This is a genomic window from Nostoc sp. (assembly GCF_036917155.1).
In the GTDB taxonomy this organism is placed as follows: Bacteria; Cyanobacteriota; Cyanobacteriia; order Cyanobacteriales; family Nostocaceae; genus Nostoc.
On the sequence record NZ_JBALDZ010000049.1, the window covers coordinates 16,229 to 35,179 of the forward strand.

Annotated in this window: 8 protein-coding genes, 3 pseudogenes and 2 CRISPR repeat arrays; of the genes and pseudogenes, 6 read left to right on the top strand and 5 right to left on the bottom strand. The window is 41.5% G+C overall.

Annotated elements, in window-relative coordinates; translation table 11 throughout:
- The first annotated feature begins 166 nt into the window (after positions 1-166).
- The 4 genes from V7K67_RS07570 (at position 167) to V7K67_RS07585 (ending at position 5,971) form a co-directional block, all read left to right on the top strand.
- Positions 167-2,044, top strand: a complete 1,878-nt coding sequence (locus V7K67_RS07570) for an NAD(P)H-quinone oxidoreductase subunit F (protein WP_335165879.1) — start codon at positions 167-169, stop codon at positions 2,042-2,044.
- Positions 2,045-2,205: 161 nt separating this feature from the next.
- Complete coding sequence (locus V7K67_RS07575; protein ID WP_334731575.1) at positions 2,206-2,919, top strand: carbonic anhydrase; 714 nt, start codon at positions 2,206-2,208, stop codon at positions 2,917-2,919.
- 116 nt (positions 2,920-3,035) lie between these two features.
- Positions 3,036-4,532: an NADH-quinone oxidoreductase subunit M gene (locus V7K67_RS07580; RefSeq protein ID WP_335165882.1), complete on the top strand. Its 1,497-nt coding sequence runs from the start codon at positions 3,036-3,038 to the stop codon at positions 4,530-4,532.
- Between the two features lie 131 nt (positions 4,533-4,663).
- On the top strand, positions 4,664-5,971 hold the full coding sequence (locus V7K67_RS07585) for a CO2 hydration protein (protein WP_334731573.1): 1,308 nt from the start codon (positions 4,664-4,666) through the stop codon (positions 5,969-5,971).
- A gap of 258 nt (positions 5,972-6,229) precedes the next feature.
- Here the strand turns inward: V7K67_RS07585 and V7K67_RS07590 are convergent, their stop codons facing one another.
- The 4 genes and pseudogenes from V7K67_RS07590 to V7K67_RS07615 form a co-directional block, all read right to left on the bottom strand.
- A complete protein-coding gene (locus tag V7K67_RS07590; protein WP_335165884.1) occupies positions 6,230-6,901 on the bottom strand; it encodes a glutathione S-transferase family protein in 672 nt (223 codons plus the stop codon).
- Between the two features lie 918 nt (positions 6,902-7,819).
- Positions 7,820-8,524 carry a Uma2 family endonuclease gene (locus tag V7K67_RS07595; RefSeq protein ID WP_334706590.1) on the bottom strand — a complete coding sequence of 235 codons (705 nt, stop codon included), beginning with the start codon at positions 8,522-8,524 and terminating at the stop codon, positions 7,820-7,822.
- 22 nt (positions 8,525-8,546) lie between these two features.
- Positions 8,547-12,343, bottom strand: a pseudogene (locus V7K67_RS07600) (tetratricopeptide repeat protein).
- An 86-nt stretch (positions 12,344-12,429) separates the two neighbouring features.
- Positions 12,430-12,970: a CRISPR direct-repeat array (repeat unit 35 nt; unit sequence GTTTCCATCCCCGTGAGGGGTAAAGGAATTAAAAC).
- 333 nt (positions 12,971-13,303) lie between these two features.
- Positions 13,304-13,768 (bottom strand): helix-turn-helix domain-containing protein, encoded by a 465-nt coding sequence (locus tag V7K67_RS07615; protein ID WP_335165890.1) that lies wholly within the window; start codon positions 13,766-13,768, stop codon positions 13,304-13,306.
- Positions 13,769-14,624: 856 nt separating this feature from the next.
- Between V7K67_RS07615 and V7K67_RS07620 the strand changes: the two are divergent.
- Both V7K67_RS07620 and V7K67_RS07625 read left to right on the top strand, forming a co-directional pair.
- Positions 14,625-15,644, top strand: a pseudogene (locus V7K67_RS07620) (reverse transcriptase domain-containing protein); the annotation flags it as partial.
- Between the two features lie 400 nt (positions 15,645-16,044).
- Complete coding sequence (locus V7K67_RS07625; RefSeq protein WP_335165892.1) at positions 16,045-16,665, top strand: Uma2 family endonuclease; 621 nt, start codon at positions 16,045-16,047, stop codon at positions 16,663-16,665.
- A 73-nt stretch (positions 16,666-16,738) separates the two neighbouring features.
- Positions 16,739-17,507: a CRISPR direct-repeat array (repeat unit 35 nt; unit sequence GTTTCCATCCCCGTGAGGGGTAAAGGAATTAAAAC).
- 348 nt (positions 17,508-17,855) lie between these two features.
- Here V7K67_RS07625 and cas1 read toward each other — a convergent pair.
- A pseudogene (gene cas1, locus V7K67_RS07630) lies at positions 17,856-18,863 on the bottom strand (CRISPR-associated endonuclease Cas1); the annotation flags it as partial.
- Positions 18,864-18,951 lie beyond the last annotated feature (88 nt).

Here is an 18,951-nt window from a genome sequence, read left to right on the forward strand (position 1 = left end):
TTTAATTAGATCAAGTAATTCCATTTTGACAGATATAACGGTAAGCTGTTCCTAACAAAATTAAATAAAGATAAATTTGCATTATCTGCAATCGCTGGGTTAACAGGGATCAACGCTAGTTGATTTAAAACCCCTAACTTTTGATGACAATAATAGAGGTGAGTTGATGGCTCAGTTTCTACTAGAGACTGTTTGGCTAGTTCCTTGCTATGCCTTAATCGGTGGCTTGTTAGCCGTGCCTTGGTCGCCGGGAATCATTCGGAAAACGGGGCCAAGACCGGCGGGTTATGTAAACTTGGTGATGACATTTTTGGCGTTTATGCATAGTGCGCTCGCCTTACAAGCAACTTGGAATCACCCAGCCCAAGAAGTATTTATTCCTTGGTTATCTACAGCTGGTTTAAACCTGACAATTGCTTTGGAAATATCCTCAGTGAGTGTCGGCGCTTTGGTTGTGATTACTGGCTTGAATTTGCTGGCGCAGATTTATGCCATCGGTTACATGGAAATGGATTGGGGTTGGGGACGCTTCTATTCTTTATTAGGATTATTTGAAGCGGGACTTTGCGCCCTTGCTTTGTGTAATAACTTGTTCTTCAGCTATGTAATTTTGGAAGTCCTGACGCTAGGAACCTATCTACTAGTTGGCTTATGGTTTAGCCAGCCATTGGTAGTCTCAGGTGCGAGAGATGCTTTCTTAACCAAGCGGGTGGGAGACTTATTCTTGCTAATGGGCGTGTTGGCATTGTGGCCCCTCACCGGCACTTGGAATTATCCAGAACTAGCCCAGTGGGCAGCTACAGCTAATGTCAACCCGACAACAATGACACTTGTAGGTTTAGCCTTAATTGCCGGGCCGATGGGTAAGTGTGCCCAGTTTCCCCTGCATCTGTGGTTAGATGAAGCGATGGAAGGCCCAGTTCCCAGTACGATTTTGCGGAATTCGGTAGTAGTCGCTAGTGGTGCATGGGTGCTGATTAAATTGCAACCTGTGTTAACCATTTCGCCCGTAGTTTCCTCGGCGATGGTGGGAATTGGAGTAGTGACAGCGTTGGGTGCTTCGTTAATTGCGATCGCTCAAATCGATCTTAAACGCTGCCAATCCTATTCTGTCAGTGCATACATGGGTTTAGTATTCATCGCCGTGGGAGTGCAACAATATGAAGCGGCGCTATTGTTAGTACTCACCCATGCCATATCCGCAGCCCTGTTGGTGATGAGTACCGGAGGAATTATCTGGAATAGCATCACCCAAGATGTTACCCAATTAGGCGGATTGTGGACACGTCGCCCAATTTCTGCGATCGCCTTTATCATCGGGACATTGGGATTAATTGGTTTTCCACCACTGGGTAGCTTTTGGGCGTTGGTGAAACTAGCAGATGGTTTGTGGGAAACCCAACCTTGGTTAGTGGGAGTAGTGATCGCGGTAAATGCTTTAACAGCCGTGAGTTTAACCAGAGAATTCGGCTTAATTTTTGGTGGTAAAGCGACACAAATGAGTCAGCGATCGCCTGAAGCCCACTGGCCAATGATTCTGCCAATGATGATTCTACTTGGTGTCAGTCTGCATCTTCCTCTAGTGTTGCAAAGCTTATCACTTTTACCCGATTGGGCAAGTCTCAATAAAGATGTCGCACTGCTTTTAATTTGGTCGAGTATTTTCGGTTGCAGCATCACTGGCGTGATTTACTTAGGCAATATTCCTAAACCAATTCGCCTCCCTTGGAAAGGATTACAAGACTTGTTTGCATACGACTTTTACACCCCCAAACTCTATCGAATAACCATCATTTTTAGTGTTGCCAAAATTTCCCAATTTGCCGATATGATTGACCGCTTTGTAGTCGATGGCATCGTTAATTTTGTTGGTTTATTTTCCCTTTTAGGTGGCGAAAGTCTCAAATACAGCACCTCTGGACAAACTCAGTTTTATGCACTCACCGTTCTTCTAGGAGTGAGCGTTTTAGGAATGTGGGTAACTTGGCCATATTGGGGAATACAGTTTTTAAATTTTGTTTTTCAAATTTCGACCATTGGATAACAGTCAACACAGTTGAGATCAGCCCAAAACACTTGTAGAGACGGCGATTTATCGCGTCTCAAAAACCCAAAATTGTTGCCAGTAGCCCTTAACTGAACCTATTGGGGTAGAACTAACTATCTTACTCAAAGTTAACAGTTTAATATTGTGAGAAGAATTCCATGAGCATACAACATCCCCAAACAAATCTTTCTAGAAGAAGCTTATTCAAATTTGGTGCAGGTGCCATCGGCACAGGTGTCTTGACAGCCGGACTTGGCTCAAACTTACTTGCACCCGAAAAAGCCTCAGCAGAAGATGATATTACCCCCGATAAAGCATTGCAAGAGTTATTAGAGGGGAATGAAAGATTTGTCAAAACAAAACGTAAAAACCCTCACCAAACCCATTCGCGTTTAGTCGAAGTTGCTAAAGGTCAAAAGCCCTTTGCTTCTATTCTCGGTTGTGCAGATTCACGAGTCCCTTCCGAGATTGTCTTTGACCAAGGACTTGGAGATTTATTTGTCTGTCGTGTAGCTGGTAATATTGCGACAGCAGAAGAAATAGGTAGCCTAGAATTTGGCAGCTTAGTATTAGGCTCTAAAGTCATATTGGTCGTAGGACATGAAAGATGTGGTGCTGTAAGTGCTGCAATTAAAGGTGGTGAAGTGCCAGGACAAATTGGGAGTTTAATTGAGGCAATTAAACCGAGTGTAGAAAGCTCTAAAGGACAATCAGGAGATAAGTTAGAAAATGCTTGTAAAGCAAATATTTTGACGCAAGTTCAAAAATTGAAATCATCGCCAGTTTTATCTAAATTAATAGAGGAAGAAAAACTGAAAATAGCAGGTGCTTATTACGATTTAGACACTGGCAAAATCAGTATAGTAGCCTAGCATTTTTGTCTTTTGTCATTGTTCATTGCCTAAGAGTATTCACATCAACCCAAAACCCTCATGTAGAGACGCGATTCATCGCGTCTTCAAAAAACAAAAAACAAAAAAAAATTACCATGTTAAGTGTTTTGATTTGGCTCCCAATTTTAGCCGCAGCTCTGATAGCAATATTACCCGTAAGTATCCCGAAAAACCGCATTCGTTTAACAGCATTATTTTTTTCAGGCATAGTTCTCTTCTGGAACCTTTTAATTCTGCTAAAATTTGATATCAGCAATCCAGGAATGCAATTTAAAGAGTATTTGCCCTGGAATGAAACTCTTGGCTTAAGCTATCAATTAGGTGTTGATGGACTTTCCATCTTGATGTTGGTGTTAAATAGCCTCCTCACCTGGATTGCTATTTACAGCAGTAGTAAAGAAACTGAACGCCCCCGGCTGTTCTACTCCATGATTCTATTAGTTAGTGGAGGAGTTGCGGGTGCTTTTCTCGCTGAAAACTTGCTACTATTCTTCCTATTCTACGAACTAGAATTAATCCCCTTCTACTTACTAATTTCCATTTGGGGAGGAACGAAACGGAGTTATGCTGGGATGAAATTCCTGATTTATACTGCTGTATCGGGAGCATTAATTCTGGCGACATTTTTAGGTATGGTGTGGCTGAGTGGTTCTACCAACTTTGCTTTTGATGCAGTCTCTACAGAAAATCTTTCAACAGCAAAACAAATACTTTTACTAGCAGGAATAGTATTAGGTTTTGGCATTAAAATTCCCTTAATTCCCTTCCATACTTGGCTACCTGATGCTTACGTTGAGGCTTCAGCACCAATTGCCATTCTTCTCGGTGGCGTGTTAGCAAAGCTGGGAACTTATGGATTGCTGCGATTTGGGTTGGGTATGTTTCCCCACGCTTGGAGTATTATTGCACCGACTCTGGCAATTTGGGGAGCAATTAGCGCCATCTATGGGGCAGTCATTGCGATCGCTCAAAAAGACATCAAGCGCATGGTAGCATACAGTTCCGTCGGTCACATGGGCTATATCTTGCTAGCTGGTGCTGCTAGTACTCCCTTAGCACTTGTGGGTGCAGTCGCCCAAATGTTTAGCCACGGCATTATTTTAGCCATCCTCTTCCACTTGGTAGGAGTTGTAGAAGCCAAAGTTGGTACCCGCGAGTTAGATAAACTCAATGGTTTAATGAGTCCCATACGCGGTTTACCTCTAATTAGCGCCTTACTAGTTTTAAGTGGGATGGCTAGCGCAGGTATTCCCGGTTTAACAGGATTCATTGCCGAATTTATCGTTTTTCAAGGTAGTTTCTCTGTCTTTCCCATCCCGACAATTTTGTGTGTAGTCGCTAGTGGATTAACCGCAGTTTATTTTGTCATTCTCCTCAACCGCACCTGTTTTGGCAGACTCGATAACTTAGCCTACTATCCCAAAGTCCTTTGGTCTGAGAAAATACCAGCTTTAATTTTGGCAGCTTTCATCATCTTTTTAGGAGTACAACCCACTTGGTTAGTCCGTTGGAGTGAATCTACAACTACAACAATGGTGGCTGCAATTCCCTCTTGGGAAAAAACTGTTATCTCCGAAGTAGCCCTAAAATAGAAAATACATCAAAACACTTGTAGAGACGGCGATTTATCGCGTCTTAAAATCTTTCCCCACACGCGAAAATCACCTCTCAAAATCCATACCCCAGACGCGATTTATCGCGTCTCTACCAATTTACGATTACCATGACAGCAATTAAAACAGCAATTAAATTACCTCCTTCTAATCACGAATTTGCCGAAGTAATTCACCGTTTAGAAGCAGGCGGTGCAATGTTACCCGATACCCCAGAAAATTTGATGCAAATCATCGGTTTATATAAAGCTTATGCTGTACCGATGGATTTTTACTGGCGTGACCTACTTTATATTGCCGAACGCGAATTTTTAAACCCGTTACCATTCTTTAAATACTTCTTGCCGAAAGAGTATTTAGAACTGCATAATCATTACGCTGGTGATGATGCCGATTTACGAATTTGGCGCGGCGAAGCTACTGCACATCCCGAACTTTTGGCATTTATTGAGAAGGGTGAAACTTTCAAAATGCCAAAGTTGTTGCATCACTTGTTCCACGATCGCATTAACATGGAATTTGCAGAAGCTTGTATGCGGGCGATGTTGTGGCACAGAGGGATGGGTGGACAATTTGACCCTTACCTAGATTCAGACGAATACAAAGCCAACGCTGACCGGGCAATTAAAGCTTACTTCCAAGGGAACCCCGTCATGCTGGGACTTTACAAGCTGTTCCCAGATATGTTTTTGGAACAGTGTCGCCAGATGTCATACTACGCTAACCTGGGCTTATTCTGGGAAATCATGGCCCCAGTATTCTTTGAAATGTCCGACCGCTATGACGAAGGTACGATTAGCAGTGTCCCAGAGGCGATGAGCTTCATAGTTAATGGTATATTTGCGATCGCAGGTCGTCCAATTTACCATCACGTTTATATTCGTGGCGAATGCTACGAAATTGTCCCTAAATCCAAGGGTTTTATGTGGCTATATGAAGCCGCATTGCCTTATGTAGAAGCAGTTTTCTACCGCACTGCACCCTTCCGAGGGACAAAATCTTATAATGCTCAAGCGCGTCAAGTACCAGAAGACCAGAAAGACTTTCACTATGGTATTCTTTACGCTGATGTATTTCCAGTGGGTACTGCTGGCATTCCCCCCACATTATTAATGCAAGATATGTTGCATTTTTTGCCACCATATCTTGTTGATTACTACAGCCAACATTGCCGGGGTGAAAAAGATATGTTGATTCAGTTGGGAGTTAGTTTTCAACGATCAATGTACTGTGTAACTTCTGCGGTAATTCAAGCTTTGCGAACTGCACTTTTATATCCATTAGATGACCAAAATCCTAAGCATTTGCAAGCCAATCGAGATTTTTTTGAAATGCAGCTAAATCGCTTCACTCGACCCGACTATAATATCCGTGATGCTGCTCGTTTAGGGAGTATTCAAAGTCAAGATTATAGATAAGAGATCCCCCCAACCCCCTTTTTTAGGGGGATTTAGGAGGATCTAAAACGTTTTGATACCTAACAATAGGACTTTTAAAACATCCTTAGGACTTACGCAAAAACCCTCTCAAACTCTCATTCCTCCGTGGCCTCTGCGTTCTCTGTGGTAGCCTGCGGCAAGCCGCTCCGCATCTACGTTTTTCGTTACCTGTGCGTAAGTCCTAATCCTTTTAAAATCTCCTTCACCGAACAAGGCAAAATAACACGCCCCTGTGTCCTATTTTTGTGCTGCACCAACGGGAAGAGGTTCACCGAGAACTTTGGCGAATCTTTCTAAATAAAAGTCTACAGGATTTGCAACTGCTTGAATTGAGGAGCGATCGCCTACCAGATTCCACCATGTCTGTAACTGGGGTGTTTCTGTTGGTAGTGTGAATTTGCGGAAGTGTTCTAAGAGTGGTAAACGTTCAAACCAAGGATAGAAGCTGATATCAACAAGGCTAAACCGATCTCCTAATAAGTAATCACCTTTGCCTAACCCTTCTTGTTCAATATATAGAAGCGCTTCTGTAAACTCTTTTCTTCCTTGTTCCTGTTCTTGGCTATCTTTACCGCGCAGAAATTTGTTAAAAGCTGGGACAAAGCGAGTATTGGCGTAGTCTATCCAAATGCGAGCGATCGCTTTCGCTGCGGGATCGCTAGGTAACAATGGTGGTTCTGGAAAAACCTCCTCTAGATATTCATTAATAACGGCGGACTCGTAAATTTCAATATCCCCATGTTTGATCGCCGGAACTTTACCATAGCGCGAAATCTGCGTGTACCCATCTGGCTTGTTCTGTAAGTCAATTTCTATCGAGGTGAAGTCAATGCCTTTTTCCAGTAAGACTACACGAGTACGTTGAGAGAAGGTAGAGGCTTGGGCGAAGTATAGTTGTATGTTGCTCATGAAATATTTTCCTTGCAATTATCGTGAATGCAGACTATTTGAGATTGCACAACTCCAACTCAAGCAATAAGACAAAAGTTGAGATGTGTTAATTAGTGCAGTTAAATAATTGACTGGCAGGTATCTACATCAGGTTAGATGATATACCCCAGCTTATCGGTCGATTTACCGGACTTTTAATAGTCTACAGTCTTTATGAAAATATGTATAGTAATACCTTCGCCAAAAAAACGCTAAAAGCGTAGCTTGCTTCCCTGAAAGGGTATTCTGACTCCTGAATTCTGTTCGATAATAAGCTGAAAAACATCTTAGGACTTACGCAAAAGTACACGCGGTAGGGGCAATACCCTGCGGGAAGCCCTCCGGGTTCAGCAGTCGCTCATGGGGGAAACCCCCAAGACCGCGCTGCTTCACCGCTCCGCGTCTACATGAATTGCCCCTACCTGAAAATAAGGGTTTCGGCTATTGTTTGCGTAAATCCTGCATCTAATTTGCACAAGTAAGTCGGTGAGAAAAATTCAATGTATATGAAGAAATATAAATTAGCTGTAGGGTGTGTTATGCCTTATAGCAACGCACCTGATATTGTTGACGGTGAGTTGCTGCGACAACATACCCTACATTAAAATTCCTTAACATAGCTGGAAATATTAGCACCGACTTACTTAATAGATATCCCGGATTTCTCACCACATCTCTCAAAACCTTGTGCTCTTGAGCAGGGGAGCAGAGGAGCAGGGGAGAGATTTGTACAACAAGTTCTTTCCCCTCTGCCCCTCTGCCCCTCTGCATTTCAAGCTTGTGAGAAATGCGGGATATAACTCTTGTGGGGTGGGCAATATGAGCGCCCAGCTTATGCAATTTAAATATGGAACAGCTTAGACCTCTTGCTGTGCGAAAGTTTGAGCTAGGGGTAGTTCATAGTAAATTTGGGTCAATTCCTTGTTGTTGTAATCTGGCTAAAAGTTCTTGAAGCTGCTGCTGAGTTTGTTCTAGCTGTTGTTGCTGTTGTGCATTTACCTCTTCTGGAGTTTGGTATCTGTTACCATCTTGGTCATACCAAAACAGCCATTCTCGTGTTCTTCCTTGATAAGTGCCCTGTTCTCGTCCAATCCCTAAACCAATTTCTGGCATCCAAATTTTATCGCCGAGTTGTAAAATATACTTACCTTCAACTAAGCGATAAACTTCTAAACGTTGACGCTTGCGACGTAGCCGCGTTGGTGCATAAATGACATAATATAAAATGCCTAATTGAGCATAGTCTATTTTCTTTTGTTCATATTCGCCATTGTAGGTTTGAGAAACCACCTCTAAAGCTAAAATGGGCGTAATCCCTTCTTCTTCCCAGAAAACGTAACTAGAACGTCCATTTTCTCCAACAAAACGTTCAACACCTAAACTCAAAAACCCATCGGGGACTATAGCAGGTTGTAATGGTGTATAGTAAATCCCCATGTTGATACCGAAAAACCAGTCATCACGGTTGTGCCAAATCGAAGCTAAGATGGCTAACAATAAATTAGGAATTAATATTTGTAGTTCGTTATCCACAGGGGTATCATCAGAATCTGGTAATTCCGCCGATGAAGGTAGGCAGTCTAAGGGATTGTAATTATACATAATACTTGGTGGTTGACAGTTATCAGTTAACTTGTTGTTGTTCACTCAATGGATCTGTATTTCCCTGACAAATCCATGCTCCCCAGTAAAAGGGATGTTCTAATGGTGTGTCTTTTGCTTGGCAATCAATTCTAGTCTTGACTGATAACTCTTTGACCGCTAAAAGTTCCTTTAGCACTTCCAGACCCAAAGCTGATTTCCGCAATTGCTTAACTGTAATTCTACGTATATAATTCTGAGCAGAATGTAACGCCTCAGACCGACTCATGCCAGACTGCAAGTTATCAAAAAAACGCTCCATCAGTAAGGCAGTTACTTTGTCAGGAACAGACCATAGACTCATCACCAGAGTTTTTGCACCCGCCACTGCAAAAGCACGCCGCAACCCAAATACACCTTCGCCAATTTTAATATCACCTCTGGCAGTATCGCAGGCAGAAAGAACCGTCAATTCATTCGCCCACAAATCTAAACTGGCAATATCTTGGGCAAAAACAAAGCCTTTGCCTGCTGCTTGAGGAAGTCTCCCACCAGCAAGCCAAGTATTAGCACCCGCTAACGCCAGCCCAGAACGCAACATGGGATTTTCTACCTTGGTTGTTCGCAGACCTTCCATGTTTAATAGGTTGCGCCTGTTAGTGACTGGTTGCGCCTGGGAATCGCTTTGGAATAAGCCATGAGTCGCAATTAGCATGATACTAGGACACTCGCTACTTGTCAGGCGGGTTTCTAGTGCTTCTGCGCCTAAATATAATTTGGCATCGGGCAGTTTTTTCGCCACACTTTCCCCCAAAAACCTTGTCCCTGGAGCGCGAAGCAAGCCTTTTTCTGTGAGATGATCGTTTAACTGAAGACTTCGGACATCGAGCATGAAATTTTTTTCCCAGTCCCCAGTCCCCAATCCCCAATCCCCAGTCCCCAGTCCCCAATCCCCAGTCCCCAATAAATCAAAATCAGGATCGGCAATGATTAATGGTGCCGAAATAAAACCTGTTGGTAGCTGAACTTTGCTACGGAGAATTTCTCGCCCGACACCCAGATAACTGATGGTATAGTCATCCATTAATAGACGTGAGCCTGTGGCATCAATCGGCAATATCTGAAACGGCACTAAGTTTAAATTCCCATCGGGTGCAATAATTAAATGGCTGCAATCTTTCACTAAGTCCCGGATGGGGTCGAACACTGCTTGACTCAGTTGCATCGCATCTGTGGGATTGTATGATTTGATGTGCAGCTTTGGTGCGTCACTACCTTTACCCCAAGCTAATGTCGGGTGGGTGTAGTCAGATGCTTGTAAGCGAAAGGCTTGAATCAGTTGATCGATGGATGTGCTTGCTCCTAAATCTACCATCTGCACGGCATCTGATTGTCCGGCTGTTAAAATAAATGCTAAATACCGAGCTGGATGCCATTGTGTTTCTCCATTGGCCGAAATTGCCTGAAAATCGAATAAGTCGAAGCGGACAAACTCGACCAAAATAGAATCAGAAGGTAATGCTAGTGCGATCGCCTCACGGTCGAAAGTTTGCTGTGATAGCTGAATTTCTGGAACTTGTGCCGCTAATTGTTTTTGTAAGTTGTTATGTCTGTTTTGCAGTTGTCTCAAATTATCTTGGTATGTAGCTAAGTCATCTGTTTTGGGAACTGCAAAAGTCAGATGGATAATTTGATTGCTCAAATCGCGCAGTTGACGGAATTTTTCTGTCAGTTGCGGGTAGCGGCCATTGTAAAATGCTTCATTTTGAGCCGCCAGCGCTGAGGCGGTTAAGGCTTTACGTTTGAGAACAAAATCTAAGGCTGCAAGTTTTGCTGTATCTGAGTCAGCAAGATGGTTGCAGACTAGGGAAAGAAATAAGTCAAAGTTATTGCGAATTTTCTGGAGGAAGGACAGGCGATCGCTTTCGGAACTAAAAGCGAATATATTACGAATAATCTTGTCATTAATGTTACTGGCTTCGATGCGATGACATAAAGCTTCATCTGGGCGATTAGTCGCAGCTAACACCGTTGCAAGATTATTTAAGCTAAATGCAACATCAGGATGTTCATCTCCCAACAGGCGTTTTCTCATCGCCAAAGTTTCTGCATACTTCTGGTGTGCTTCTTCATAGCGCCCCAGCGAAAAATATAACTGTCCCAGATTATTCAGACTATTAGCGATTTGTGGGTGTTCTTCTCCTAGTAATGACTTTCTCAGTTTCAATGTTTCTAAATGGAGTTCTTCTGCTTGTTGATAATGCCCTTGAAAATCATAAATAACTGCTAAGTTATTCATCGTACTTGCTACTTGTGGGTGTTCGTCACCAAAGGCACTTTTAACAATAGCTAAGGCTGATAAAAATAATGATTCTGCTTCTTGATATTTAAATTGAGTATGATATAATGCTGCTAAATTATTAAGAATTGCTGCTACGAATGGATGTCGTTCTCCTAAAAGATTTTTGGTCATTACCAAAGATTCTAAATGCAGTTGTTCCGATTCATCATATCGTCCTTGTAACCGATAAATAACTGCTATCTGGTTGAAAGTCAAGGCAATATCAGGATGCTCATTACCTAAGAGATTTTTTTGAATTTCTAGAGCTGATAAATATTTTTGTTCGGCTTGAGAATAATTGCCTTGTTCTTCATAAAGTCCAGCCAGATTGTTTAAAGTACTGGCAATTACGGGATGCTCTTTTCCAAGTGAGCTTTCCAGGATTGGGAATACTTCTAAATAGAGTTTTCCGCTTCTAAGTATCGCCCTTGGTAAGTGTAAATTAATGCCAAGCTTTTTAAGCTATTAACAATATCTAATTGCTCAGAACTGAACAGTTTTTTTCTCAAAGAATAAGCTTCCAGAGCCTTTTGTTCAGCTGATAAATAACGCCCTTGAATTAGATAAAGTTCTGCTAAATTATCCAAGCCGCTAGCAATATCAGGATGTTCATCACCTAGCAAGCGTTTTCTCATCGCTAAGGCTTCTAGATATTTTTGCTCTGATTCTAGGTAACGCCCCTGTTCTTGATAAGTTCCCCCCAGATTACTGAAGGTAGATGCTATGTATGGATGTTCTGAACCTAATATTTCTTTCCATCTGTCTAAAACAGCTAAATGCAGTTGTTCTGCTTCGAGATAACGTCCTTGAAAATCGTATAATCTGGCCAAATTATTCAGGCTAATAGTAATATCAGGATGTAACTCTTCAAACAAGCGTCTTTTCATCGCCAAGGTTTCTAAGTGCATTTTTTCTGCTTCTTTATAGCGTCCAAGGGATGTGTAAATCGCTCCTAAATTAGTCAAAGTTTGAGCAATGTCTGGATGTTCATCGCCAAACAGGCGTTTTCGCATTGTTAAAACTTCTAAATGTACTTGTTCAGCTTTGAGATATTTTCCTTGTTCTCGATAAATTTCTGCCAGATTATTTAAATTAGTCGCAATTTGAAAATGTTCTGCTCCAAAAATACTTTTCCAAAGTTCCAGAGATTCTAAAAAATATTTTTCGGCTTGTGAGTAATTCCCTTGTGAATGGTAGAGTACTGCCAGATTATTTAAAGATTGTGCAACATCAGGATGTTCTGAACCTAAGAGACTTTTTCTAATAGTTAATGCTTGTAAATACAAGGAATTGGCTTCTAAATAACATCCTTGTATCCGATATAATTCTGCTAAGTTATTCAAGCTATCACAATATTCTGAATGCTCTGTTAGCTGCTGGCTTGACCCTAAGTTGACAGCTTCTTGGGCAATAATTATTGCTTGCTTGAAGTTTCCTTGTCCAGCAAGTTGCACAACCTGTAAGTTAAGTTGATTTAATTTTTCTAAGAGTTTTTTCATCTGCTAGTTCCAGACGCTTGTATATCTTTTAGTTTTGACTTTTCAATCAATCAATTACTTATTTTACCTAAAATTGTTCATCATCAATTTCCATCCCCGTGAGGGGTAAAGGAATTAAAACTGGATAGGCGAATTTGGATCGGGATTAGCGCGCATGGTTTCCATCCCCGTGAGGGGTAAAGGAATTAAAACAGGGGTGAAAAAGAACTTAAACTAAAATTTGAGATTGTTTCCATCCCCGTGAGGGGTAAAGGAATTAAAACATGGTAATAGAGCTAGCGATAAAACGCAGCATAGAGTTTCCATCCCCGTGAGGGGTAAAGGAATTAAAACCAACACATGCGTTACCTACAGAGAAATGCCCGCCTAATCTAAGTTTCCATCCCCGTGAGGGGTAAAGGAATTAAAACCTTCTGGAATTGTAACTCCCCAGGGAAATCTGGCGAAAGTTTCCATCCCCGTGAGGGGTAAAGGAATTAAAACGATAGGCAGGAAGAGCGTAAAGCTGTAGAAGCAAAAAGTTTCCATCCCCGTGAGGGGTAAAGGAATTAAAACAAATGTCTCAGATATTCTAGCCTCTCAAGGGCAGACAGTTTCCATCCCCGTGAGGGGTAAAGGAATTAAAACCCTACCCTTCTAGAAGCCTTATCCAGAGAGAGTTAGAGATAGCCATTTTAGCGGGGGGTCGAATTTAGCTGTCAACAAGCACAAATTATTGACAATTGGGGAATCATCTACCCTTGTCAAACTCTTACGCAGTAAGCGATTAGCGGGGGTCAACGAAAGAACAGGGGTTTCAGGGATTGGCTTACCCCCGCTAAAAACTTACGTATGGAAAGTAAAACTAAGCACTTTTGCTTTTATTTTGAAACCTGATATTAAGTTTTCAAGGTTCTGTGGCTATTGAGCAGTAGTATAACAAACTACTTGAAGTTTTGAACGCCTAAACTATTAACTTTTCTATCGTGCAGTAACCATGTAATCTGTATACCAAAGTTGATAGTCTCCGCGTTCAGTCACGTATTTTAGTAACTCTATAAGATGACTTGCTTCTAGTGACAAAACCTCATCATTCTCTTGCCGTAACCAGTCTAATGCAGGTACTTCCTTGGTAAGGACTGCGATAATTTCCTCCTTAGGAGAGCTTAATAATTGCAGTTGTTGCCAAAGGTTATCAAGGGGTGTGAGTTCTTGGAGTTCGGCTTCTTCACCAAATACAGCGATGTCTCGCCAGTCTAAGTCCAGAAAAACACAAATCTCTTGGAAGTTTGTGCGATATATCGGTTTTCCGTTGAGGAAATTACTAACAGTTGTGTAACCTAATCCTACCTCCATAGCAAAATCTGTTTGAGTTAGATTTCTGGCTTTTAAGGCTTTTCTTGCCAGCTTCACACCATCAGCTGATGCAACCAGAGTCCTGCTCATAATAAGTTAAAAGTTAAAAGTAAGAAAATTATACATATTTAGGAAGTAAAAAGTAAAAAGATAATCACCATAAATCAACTTAAGGGCTTAGAGGATGTTTTAAAAGTATTGGGCGAATAGAATGAGACTGTTGGCGAATTAATAGGGAGTCTAACCCATCATTATCTATTGCTCTTGATTTCCCTGATTGAGTCCGTTTCAACGGACAGTAGCTCTTAGCCCGAAATTTATTTCAGGGTGGGAAAGGAACGCCAAACCAAGGTTTTAGGCGTGAGGGGTCAAACAAGAGAGAGAATTGACCAACAGTCTCATATAATTCGCTACTACACTACCCGGATTTCTCACCAGATTTATCAAACCGAAGTGCAGAGGTCCTAGGGGCGGGTTAAGCGAGACATTCATGAATGATGGATCATATATGTTAACCCGCCCCTACTGAAGAGTGAGAAATGCGGGACTAGCATTGTCTGCCTCCTCGGACTAACACAAAATCAAGATCTTCAACCCACGGAGGTGGGTAAAGTCTCGTGTAGCCACGATTTCTAATCGCCAGGACTGGTATTAAATTAGACTTTTTACTTTTGCTTTGTTTGGTCATATACGAAGTCATATACCAGAGTCAATAACCCATATACGAACTCATATATGGCACTGCAACAATTAAGTTAAAGGTACTGCAAGAAATAAATCTTAATTGTAGGGTGCGTTAAAGCAACGCGTAACACACCACAATCATGCGGTGCGTTACGGCTAATTTATAATTTCTCTAACGCTCAAATCCTGACATAGCCGTAACACACCCTACTTAATATTTACTTTCTTTTATCTTTTTACTTTTAACTTTTTACTTATCATTATGTTCACCAAAGAACACCTCCATTTCGCATGGCTACAAGTCCGTGCGGGAAGTAAGGCTGCGGGGATTGATGGTATTTCTGTTGACTTATTCGAGTCAATGGCTACCGAACAATTACAGAAGCTCGAATATCAACTACACCATGAAACTTACACTCCAAGCCCTGCTAAAGGGTTTTACATACCCAAAAAAAACGGCAGTAAGCGATTAATTGGTATCCTTACGGTGCGGGATAAAATTATCCAGCGTTTACTACTCGATGAATTGTATTTTCCCTTAGAAGATACCTTTCTTGATTGCAGCTATGCCTATCGTCCTGGACACAGTATTCACCAAGCAGTACAACATTTATATGGATACTATCAGTATCAACCAAAATGGATTATCAAAGCCGATATTGCTGATTTCTTTGACAATCTTTCTTGGGCATTATTGTTAACTGCATTGGAGGAATTATCACTTGAACCAATTGTATTACAGTTACTAGAACAACAGTTGAAGTCAGGAATTATCGTTGCTGGACAATATCGTAACTTTGGTAAAGGAGTATTACAAGGTGGGGGACTTTCTGGTGCTTTAGCAAATTTATACCTGACTAATTTTGATAGAAAATGTCTCAGTCAAGGTATTAATTTGGTGCGGTACGGGGATGATTTTGTCATCGCCTGTAAGAGTTGGCAAGAAGCAAACCGTATCCTTGACAAAATTACTGTTTGGTTAGGAGAAGTTTATTTAACTCTACAACCTGACAAGACACAGATTTTTACTCCCAAGGATGAGTTTACTTTTTTAGGTTATCGCTTTGCTGGCGGTGAAGTTTATGCACCACCGCCACCCAAACCTGTACGCGCTGGGGAATGGGTAATTAATGATTCTGGTACACCTTACTTTCGCAGGAAACCAAGACCAGCAAAACCAGTTTCTCGTCCTCCTAAAGCTTGCAGTATTGACAAGCCGAGCAATTTTCCGAAAGCATCAATTTCTCATTATTGGCAGGAAACCATGACTACTTTATATATAGGAATCCGATTTGATTTCTGAAAAAATCTAAGTATATGTAGTGGCGTGGCAAGCAAAAAAATTGTGCATGAGACGTAGGTTGGGTGGAGCGGAGCGCAACCCAACAGATATCAGGATGTTGGGTTACGCAAAGCCTCCACCCAACCTACAACAATTTTTTTGCTTTGATTCCTGAAATTATTTGCGTGGTGCGCGTTCGCGTTCGCGTCTCTGAAAGAGAAGCCTCTCGTAGAGAAGCGCAGCGCAAGCGCGATAGGGAGGGAACAGGAAATAGGGAAGAAAGAATGAAAGTGTACAGAGTTTTTTTCAAAAACCAAATATGAGTCCTATATAATTGATAGGTAAATGCGATTGAAGGTATAAATGTACTTGAATTAGAAAAAAAGTGGAATCCTAAACCATGACTCAATCCCTACCAAAAACTAAGCTAGTAACCTTTGAAGAATTTGTTCAATGGAAACCTGATGGGAAACACTATGAACTGCATGATAGAGTAATTGTAGAAATGACACAACCATTAGGCGATCATGAAGAGATTACAGGATTTTTAGCTACAAAACTCCCAATCGAATATGATCGCCTTAAACTTCCTTACTTCATTCCAAAAACAGTACTAGTCAAACCACCTGAAAATGAATCCGGTTATTCACCAGATGTATTAATAATCAATCGCTCCAATCTGGTAAATGAACCTCTGTGGAAAAAACAATCTACTGTTACTCAAGGCGCATCAATTCCTCTGGTTATTGAGGTAGTTAGCACAAATTGGCGTGATGACTATTTCACAAAACTAGGTCAATACGAAGCCATAGGTATTCCAGAATACTGGATTGTAGACTATGCTGCATTGGGTGGTAGACGGTTTATTGGCAATCCCAAACAGCCTACAATATCAGTTTATTCATTGGTTGAGGGTGAGTACCAAGTCAGCCAGTTTTGTGGGAGCGAACGCATTATCTCACTCACTTTCCCAGAATTCAATTTGACCGCAGAGCAAATTTTTAATGCTGGTAATAGTTAAAAAATTCTTTTTTTTAACTTTTCCAAATGTTTAAAATTTCTATTGTTACATTTGTCCGTCAGCTAGTGATAGAGTTTCCATCCCCGTGAGGGGTAAAGGAATTAAAACTGCTAGGAAGTTCGACGGATTGGTGAATCGGATGGAAGTTTCCATCCCCGTGAGGGGTAAAGGAATTAAAACGGAAGTGCAACAGGAGGCTGAAGGGCCTTCATTTCTAGGGTTTCCATCCCCGTGAGGGGTAAAGGAATTAAAACAAGTCGAAAACCAAGTGTCAGCATCTACAATTTCTGATTTGTTTCCATCCCCGTGAGGGGTAAAGGAATTAAAACGGGCAAGATCGTTGGGGAATGGTTCGTAACATGTGACGTTTCCATCCCCGTGAGGGGTAAAGGAATTAAAACCATGCGATTGCGGTGGGCAATGTGAGGCGGTTTGTGTAAAGTTTTCATCCCCGTGAGGGGTAAAGGAATTAAAACCCCTGACCCTGACCTTCCTGAAAGGAAGGGGTATAAAGTTTCCATCCCCGTGAGGGGTAAAGGAATTAAAACCTTCCGACCTCTCCATCAAGGCTAGTGATAAAGCAGCAGTTTCCATCCCCGTGAGGGGTAAAGGAATTAAAACCAGTTTTAGAGGACGTAGAAGGTTTTAGTAAGTATTGTTTCCATCCCCGTGAGGGGTAAAGGAATTAAAACTTTGCTGGTAACCAAAAAGTTCAGGAAAAGAAACCTAAATAAGTTTCCATCCCCGTGAGGGGTAAAGGAATTAAAACCGCGTTGGATTTTCTCCCTTTGGCTGGCAATCTTTTTTGTTTCCATCCCCGTGAGGGGTAAAGGAATTAAAACCCTACCCTTGTAGAACTATTACTACGAAAGGGTTTGAAGGTGCCATTTTAGCGGGGGGTACATTTTACCTGTCAACAAGCACAAATTATTGACAATTGAGGACTCATGCACCCTATTGAAACCCTTGTACAGTAAGCGATTAGCGGGGGTAAACGAAATAATCAGGGTTTCAGCGATCAGTCTACCCCCGCTAAAAACTTACGTGTGCAAAGTTCAAACAAATACTTTTGCTTTCACTTGGAAACGTAAGATTAAGTTTTCAAGGTTCTGTTCTTGTATCAAAGAGTATAACAAAGTACCTTGGACTTTTCACAACGTCAACCGCAAACTTAACATAAGTTTTCTTGGCTATCTCTCCCAAATCATTGGTCGGTAAACTTCCACTTCACCCTTCAAGCATGAGATGTATTCTCGTACCTGCAACTCAAGAGCGCGACGGTATACTACTTTTTGTCCAGTATGAGGGTGCGTCATTTCTGATTGCAATTTCTCTTCCCAATGTTTTAGAAACTTCTTGAGTGCGTGAGCTTGAAAATACACACCTTCTCGTTCGTCGGGTAACGTAAAATCATCAATTGTAAAAACTTCTGAATTGACTAAATAAACTGCTAAAGAATCGACCAAACCAGCCCTCCATTCTTCCATCAAATCAGAAACTAGCGCTGGATGATTGTCACGGGGAACGTGTAAATTACCAAAATGAGTATGCAATCCTACAGATTGGATGAACGAATAAACATTTTGGCTTAATAGAGTGTACCCCAAACTGAGCATACTATTAATGGGGTCAGTGGGTGGACGCTTGGTGCGCTTTTCAAACGTAAACGAACCAGAAAATAAACTTCCCAGTGCTTGAAAATAAATTGTCGCCGCCCTTCCTTCATACCCCCGCAGCATATCCATGCTATCTGCAAAAGGTAGTTTGCTCATCAAAATCTCTAATTCATTAGATGCCTTTTTGATGATTGTTTCATCTACATTTTTAGATTTTTGACGACGGTTTAACCGCATCAATAATATCCGGGAATTATGCAACTTTGCCCGAACTATCGCTTCAGCTTGCTTTCTGGTAAACTCTGGATTTTGACAACGCTCAACCTGTAACATCAAATATTCAACCTTAGCATCACCTTCTGTTTGCAACCTGCCAAAATACCTCCCCTTTTGTGACAAATACATGATCGGAATCCGTCGCCGCAAGGCCATACTCACCGCGCCATGTGATACATTACAAGAGCCAAACAGTACAACATTGCTGACTCGACTAACTGGAACTTTAATCCGCAATTCACCTTGATAATAAACTTGAAATTGTTGATTTTTGACACTCAAATAAGCACCTTGGTCGGTTATATAGGAATCCTATTTGATTTTTGAAAAAACTCCGTACATTTTAAGAGTGGCAAAATCAAAGGTAGTGTGTCGAATAAACCATTCAAACATC